The sequence below is a fragment of the Candidatus Solincola tengchongensis genome, assembly GCF_015711935.1.
Lineage (GTDB): Bacteria > Actinomycetota > Geothermincolia > Geothermincolales > RBG-13-55-18 > Solincola_A > Solincola_A tengchongensis.
On record NZ_JACVJJ010000020.1, the window covers coordinates 1 to 6,065 of the forward strand.

The 6,065-nt window shown below is 63.8% G+C and carries 4 protein-coding genes; all 4 read left to right on the forward strand.

Annotated features, from left to right (window positions below):
- Nucleotides 1-145 precede the first annotated feature (145 nt).
- The 4 genes from H7007_RS00855 (at nucleotide 146) to H7007_RS00870 (ending at nucleotide 5,952) form a co-directional block, all read left to right on the forward strand.
- Nucleotides 146-646, forward strand: a complete 501-nt coding sequence (locus H7007_RS00855) for a YkgJ family cysteine cluster protein (protein ID WP_287152594.1) — start codon at nucleotides 146-148, stop codon at nucleotides 644-646.
- 358 nt (nucleotides 647-1,004) lie between these two features.
- Nucleotides 1,005-1,391 (forward strand): DUF134 domain-containing protein, encoded by a 387-nt coding sequence (locus H7007_RS00860; RefSeq protein ID WP_287152595.1) that lies wholly within the window; start codon nucleotides 1,005-1,007, stop codon nucleotides 1,389-1,391.
- Between the two features lie 775 nt (nucleotides 1,392-2,166).
- Entirely contained in the window at nucleotides 2,167-3,984 is a 1,818-nt protein-coding gene (locus H7007_RS00865) for an AMP-binding protein (protein WP_287152596.1), read from the forward strand.
- Nucleotides 3,985-4,023: 39 nt separating this feature from the next.
- Nucleotides 4,024-5,952, forward strand: coding sequence for an FAD-dependent oxidoreductase (locus H7007_RS00870; protein ID WP_287152597.1), 1,929 nt, complete (start codon nucleotides 4,024-4,026; stop codon nucleotides 5,950-5,952).
- Nucleotides 5,953-6,065: the final 113 nt, after the last annotated feature.

The window sequence follows — 6,065 nt, forward strand, 5'->3', positions numbered from 1 at the left end:
ACAGACAGGGCGATAGAACTGATTTCGAAGATGTACCCTAGGCCGGGAAAGCGTATTATTCTTATGAGGCGGTGCCCGAACGTGAGGCCCGAGGGGGCCATTCCGCACGTGTGGGGTCGAAAAAGAGGACGAAAGGTGACCGAGGATGGAGACCGATTTGAGGAGGATACGCCGGCTGGCCAGGGCCAACGAGACCGAGGTGGACGAGTTCATCGAGAGGCTCAAAGGAGAGCGCGTATCCAAGCGTCGGCTGGATTCGGCCCTGAAGGCGCTTTTCCGGGAGATCATGCCCTTCTTCGACTGCACGAAGTGCGCCGCCTGCTGCAAGGAAGCTTACGTGGTGCTGGAGACCCACGACATAGCCCGACTGGCCGAGGCCCTGGATATGAAACGCTCCGTCTTCCGGGAGTCCTACGTCGGCCGGAACGAGGACCGGGATACCTGCCTGAACCGCAGGCCGTGCCCTTTTCTAAAGCGCAACCTCTGCACCCTTTACCGGTGGCGCCCGGACAGCTGCCGCGAATACCCCTTCTCCCTCGCCGTCGACAGCACCGAAAAGCTGGACAACCTCGGCGCCAATTACCTGGTCTGCCCGGTGGTCTTTCACGCCCTGGAGAGGCTGCGCGCCGAGTGGCCCCTTCGGTGATGCCGGAAGGGGATGAGTAAAGGAAAAAGACGCTCCCCAACAGGCTTTTCGGACCGAGGTTTCCCTTCCGCTGCATGATGCCTGCGCCCAACACGGGCATCCCCCTTTACATACTTTGAATCCGGCCCAAGAGGGCCTTGTGTCGCATGATCTCCTCCCGTGACCTTCGCCTACCCTCGCCCTCATCCCGCCCGCGGCTTCAAAAGCATCGTGCCGGACGAGCGCTTCATCTCGGGATACGAGAAGCCCGAGAAGCGGCAGTCAGCCCCTTTCGTGAACGAGAACTTGCCCCTCGCGATTTCCTGCATATAAAATTGGTTAGTGTTTCCGGGTTGGAGGCGTTGTGAGGAGGTAGAATTTGCCAAGACCGATCAAGCCCAAGCTGGTGAAGGAAACCCCTAAGGCTACTCTCTACAAGCCCCAGGGGATTCCCGCCGCACAACTCGAGGAGACCTTGCTTCGCATCGAGGAGCTGGAGGCCCTGCGCCTTGTGGACCTGGAGGGGATGTACCAGGAGGAAGCCGCCCAGTCCATGGGCATCTCCCGCCAGACCCTGCAGCGCATGGTCACCGAGGCCCGCTCCAAGCTCGTCGAGGCTCTCTATGCCGGCAAGGCCCTGCGCATCGAGGGCGGCACTTACATCCTCCAGGAGGGGTCGGGGAAGTACCGCTGCGGTAGGTGCGGCCAGCCGGTGAGCGGATACGGGCGGCGTCGTCGCGGCTGGCGCTGCCCCACCTGCGACTGAGGGGTAAGCCGGGAATCTCGACACCCAAGAACGGGAATCACCCTGATCCGTCTTCGTCAAGGAAGGCGGCAAAGGCCGCTTTCCTCATCTGAATGTAGTCGGTCTATATTTGTCGCTTTACACAGGAAAGGATTCGCCCACCGGCGCTGCAGGGGGGAACCGCGTTGATACACCCCATCTTGTATTGGACCCCTCTCTCCGATCTCCATATGCTCCCTGCTCCAGTCGCCACCTTCGGGGGATCTCCGGAGGGGCCGTAACCGGCCTTCTCGCCTGGAACCGATGACTTCTTGCGGCATCCCTTCGCCGCATGCTTCCCCCGCTCTCCCGTTGTGCTGCTTCTCCTTCCTGCTATCGCGCTTGTCCTTGTTGTCGAAGCCTTTTCCTTTCAAGAAACCGTGCCCGTTATCACAACGCGCTTCCAAATATCCTTCTCGTCACCCTCGCAGGACTGTTTTCAACCTTCCATGCGGCAGCCCTCCCCATCCCCGTCCGCCGAAGGGTGTTCCGGAAGCGGTTGCCGTTCGTAAATCATGCGCATCCGAGAGCGTATCCGTGAAATGAATGCCCTTCTTCCCGATCTTAAACGGGTTTTTGCAAGACCCCCGCCGCTTATAAGATCGGATGTTGACGGAAGGAGATCCGCGGCAGTACTTCCATCCCCGTCCGCCGCGCGAGTGTTACGGAAGCGATTGCCGTTATAATTATCGTAGGTCGGATCTGCGGGGAAGGCTGTCCGGTAAGGTCGCTTTTTGTTCTCAGGGGAGGGAGTATCATGACCGACTTCCAGGGTTTCTACGACGACATCCTGTCCGCCTTCGCTTCCTATCCGGCGGTCATCTACGGTGACGAGGTCATCACCTACCGGGAGCTGGACGAACGCACCAACCGCCTGGCTCACGCCCTTCTGGACCTGGGAGTGAAGCGCGACGAGAACATCGGCATCGCAGAATACAACACCCCCGCCTTCCTGGAGACGGTGGCCGCGGCCTGGAAGATAACCGCCCGCGCCGTGACCCTCAATTTCAAGTTCAAGGAATGGGAGCTTAAGCACGTCATAGAGGACGCGGGGATGACCACGGTGGTCTTCAACGAGGACATCGCCGATCGCATGGCGAACCTCCGGCCGGAGCTACCCGGGGTGAGGAATTACATCATCATCGGGGAGCGGCGTGTGGAGGGCATGCACAACTACCATGAACTGGTAAGCGACAAGCCGGCCACACGCCCACAGCCTCCCTGGGAGGGGTTCCGCGACCAGGACATCGTGGTCCTCATGTACACCGGAGGTACCACCGGGTACCCCAAGGGGGTCATCTACACCCATGAACAGGCCCTGAGCGCTCCGCTTGAGGCCATGCTCCGCAACTTCGCCGGCGGTCTGGCAGACCTTGCCAAAGCCCCCGGCCAGGTCTTCGAGGGCATCGAGAGGACCCTGCGCATCCCGGGCACGGCCCGCGCCCTACCCTGGATCCTCTCCCGGCCGGCCACGCGCAAAGCCTTGGCCGCCATGGGGAAGAAGGCGGGCCCCTTCATCCGCCGCTCGCCCGATCCCGTGATCCGGGCCCTGTTGCGTATGACCGCCAGGCTCACGGGGGGCAAGGTGCGCCTCCTCCTGGCCAGCCCCATGATGCACGCTTGGGCTTACAACCACGCCCTCATCGGCATGATTGGAGGATTCACCAGCATCATGCTCCCCTCCAAGAGCTTCGACGTGGAGGAGATGATGCGAGCCATCGAGAAACACCGCGCCAACGTCCTGGTGGCCGTGGGCGACGGGCAGTGCCGTCCCTTCGCCGACGCCCTCGACCAGGCGGCCGCCGAGGGCCGCCGCTACGACCTGAGCTCCCTCCTGGTAATCCTATCCAGCGGCATGGCCCTCTCCGTGGACGTCAAGCGCCGTCTGCTGGACCACCTGCCCCAGCTCATCATCCTGGACGTCCTGGCCTCCACCGAAGGCCACTACATCTCGGTCACCCCCTACACCGCCGCCGACCGGGAGCTGGAAAAGACCGTCTTCCGGGTGACCGACATGGTAAAGGTGATAACCGAGGACGGAAGGGAGGCTGGTCCGGGAGAGATCGGCGAGGTGGCCGTGGCCCGGGAGCATCAGGGTTCTTCCGGGTACTTCGGGGACCCGGAGAAGACGGCGCGCACCTACCGGAAAGTCGGCGGCAAGACCTATATATTCACCGGGGACATGGCCACGGTGGACGAGAAGGGGCACATCCACCTCATCGGGCGGGGATCGGGGTGCATAAACACCGGCGGGGAGAAGGTCTTCCCCGAGGAGGTTGAGGAAGTCATCAACAGGCATCCGGCCGTGGAGCTCTCCGGGGTGACCTCGGTTCCCCATCCCCGCTGGGGGGAGGCGGTCACCGCCGTCGTCCAGCTCAAGCCGGGCGCCACGGCCACCGACGAGGAGATCATCTCCTGGTGCAAGCGCCATCTGGCCGACTACAAGGCACCCAAGTACGTGCTTTTCGTGGAGGAGCTGCCGCGGCTGATCACCGGAAAGGTCCACTACCGGGAGATACGGAAGATGGTCCACGAGAAGTACGAGAAGGGCGAGATAGCCGCGGCGGGCGCGTGAACCGCGTTCCGTTCAAGCACGCGAGGGGAGGGATCGGCGATGGCGGATTATGACGTGGTGGTCGTGGGGGCCGGGCTGGGCGGCCTCTCCGCGGCGGCCAACCTGTCCGTGGCCGGTAAGAGGGTCCTGGTGCTGGAGAAGCACTGCGTGCCAGGAGGTTATGCCTCCACCTTCTGCAGGGGGCGCTTCGAGTTCGAGATCTCCCTGCACGAGCTCTCCGGCCTGGGGCACAGGAGTCGCCGGGGCCCCCTCTGGCATTCTCTGGAAAAGATAGGGGTAGCGCAGAAGGTGGAGTTCCTGGACATCCCCGACTTCTACCGCAGCACCTTCCCCGACCTGGACCTGGTGCTCCCCGCGGAACGCGAGGGCTACGACGAGGTGCTCTGCGAGCACTTCCCGGCCGAAGCGGAGGGGATACGCCGCTTTACCTCCCTCATGTTCGCTCTTTTGGAAGAAACTTCCATATTCACGCCTGAGGCCATGGCCGCCAACCCGCAGGCCTTCGCCAACCTCATGACCTACGCCGGCGCCACCCTGGGCGACGTCCTCAACGCCGAGGTCAAGGACGAGCGGGCCCGCGCGGTCATCGCCCAGCTCTGGGGGTATTACGGCCTGCCCCCCTCCCGGCTCTCCTTCCTCCTCTTCGCCATCGCCAACGCCACCTACCTCAAGTACGGTCCCACCCACGTCAAAGGAAAGAGCCAGGCCTTGTCTCAGGCCTTCGTGGAGACCATTCTGGAAAACGGTGGCGACGTGCGCCTGAACAACGGCGCCGCGCGCATCGTCGTCGAGGGCGGGAGGGTCACCGGGGTGGTGGCCGAGGACGAGACGGCGGTCTCCACCTCCTACGTGGTGAGCAACGCCAACCCCATAACCACCTGTTTGGACCTGGTGGGGCGAGAGAACGTGCCCTCCTGGTACCTGAGGAGGCTGGGATGGGGGAAGGTCGGCATCTCCCTGTTCACCGTCTTCCTGGGCCTGGACTGCCCGGTGGAACGCCTGGGGCTGGCCAACCACGAGATAATGCTCAACCTGGACTACGACTTCGAGTCCCACTACGACGAGGCCCGCAGGAACGCCGTCTTCCAGCCCAAGAGCTGCGCCATCGCCCCCTACAACGTCCTGGACCCCGAGTTCTCGCCACCCGGGACCTGCGTGGTCACCCTGACCACCATAGGGTTCGGGGACCTGTGGCGTGCCCTCCCACCGGACCGCTACGTGGAGGCGAAAAACCAGCTGGCCTCCCGCCTCATCGACCTTGCCGAGCGAGTCGCGCCGGGGCTGCGGGAGCACATCGAGGTGGTCGAGGTGGCCACCCCCCTCACCCATATGCGTTACACGGGCAACTGGGAGGGAGCCGTCTACGGTTATGAGAACTCCCCCGCCGAGAGCACCGTGTTGCGCCTTCCCAATCGCGGTCCTCTGGAGGGCCTGTACTTCGCCGGAGCCTGGGTAAGGATGGGCGGAGGCTTCCAGCCCTGCATCGACTCCGGCCGAACGGCGGCGGAGAACATCCTCCAGGACATGGAGAAAGGCGGCATGGGAGCCGCGGGCATCGAGGCCGTGAAGGCCTCCTGCGAGAGCCAGGCGGCGGAGGCCTCGGAGATAGACCTGCCTCTCCTCGCCGTCGACCGCGCCCTCTCCTCCCTGCACCCCGACCGGGTGAGGCTGCGGGTGGCGGAGATAATCGAGGAGACGGGAAGCACCAAGACCCTCAGGATGGAGGCCGCAGAGGGGGTCCTCCCCTCCTTCCGGGCCGGCCAGTACGTGAACCTCTTCTGCGAGGTAGACGGGGTCCTTACCTCCCGGCCCTACTCCATCTCCTCCCCCCGGGGAAGGGATACTGGGACCTCACCGTGCGCCGTGTGGAGGGAGGCTTCGTCTCCGACTTCCTCCTGGACCGGGTGGGGGTGGGGGACACCTTCCTCTCCACGGGCCCCGCGGGGAGCTTCTACCCCGAGCCCCTGACGGACACCGAGGAGCTGGTCTTCCTCGCCGGGGGCTCGGGCATCACCCCCTTCGCCTCCATCATAAGGGAGCGGGCGGAGCGGGGAGGCCCCTGGAGGATCCACCTCCTCTAC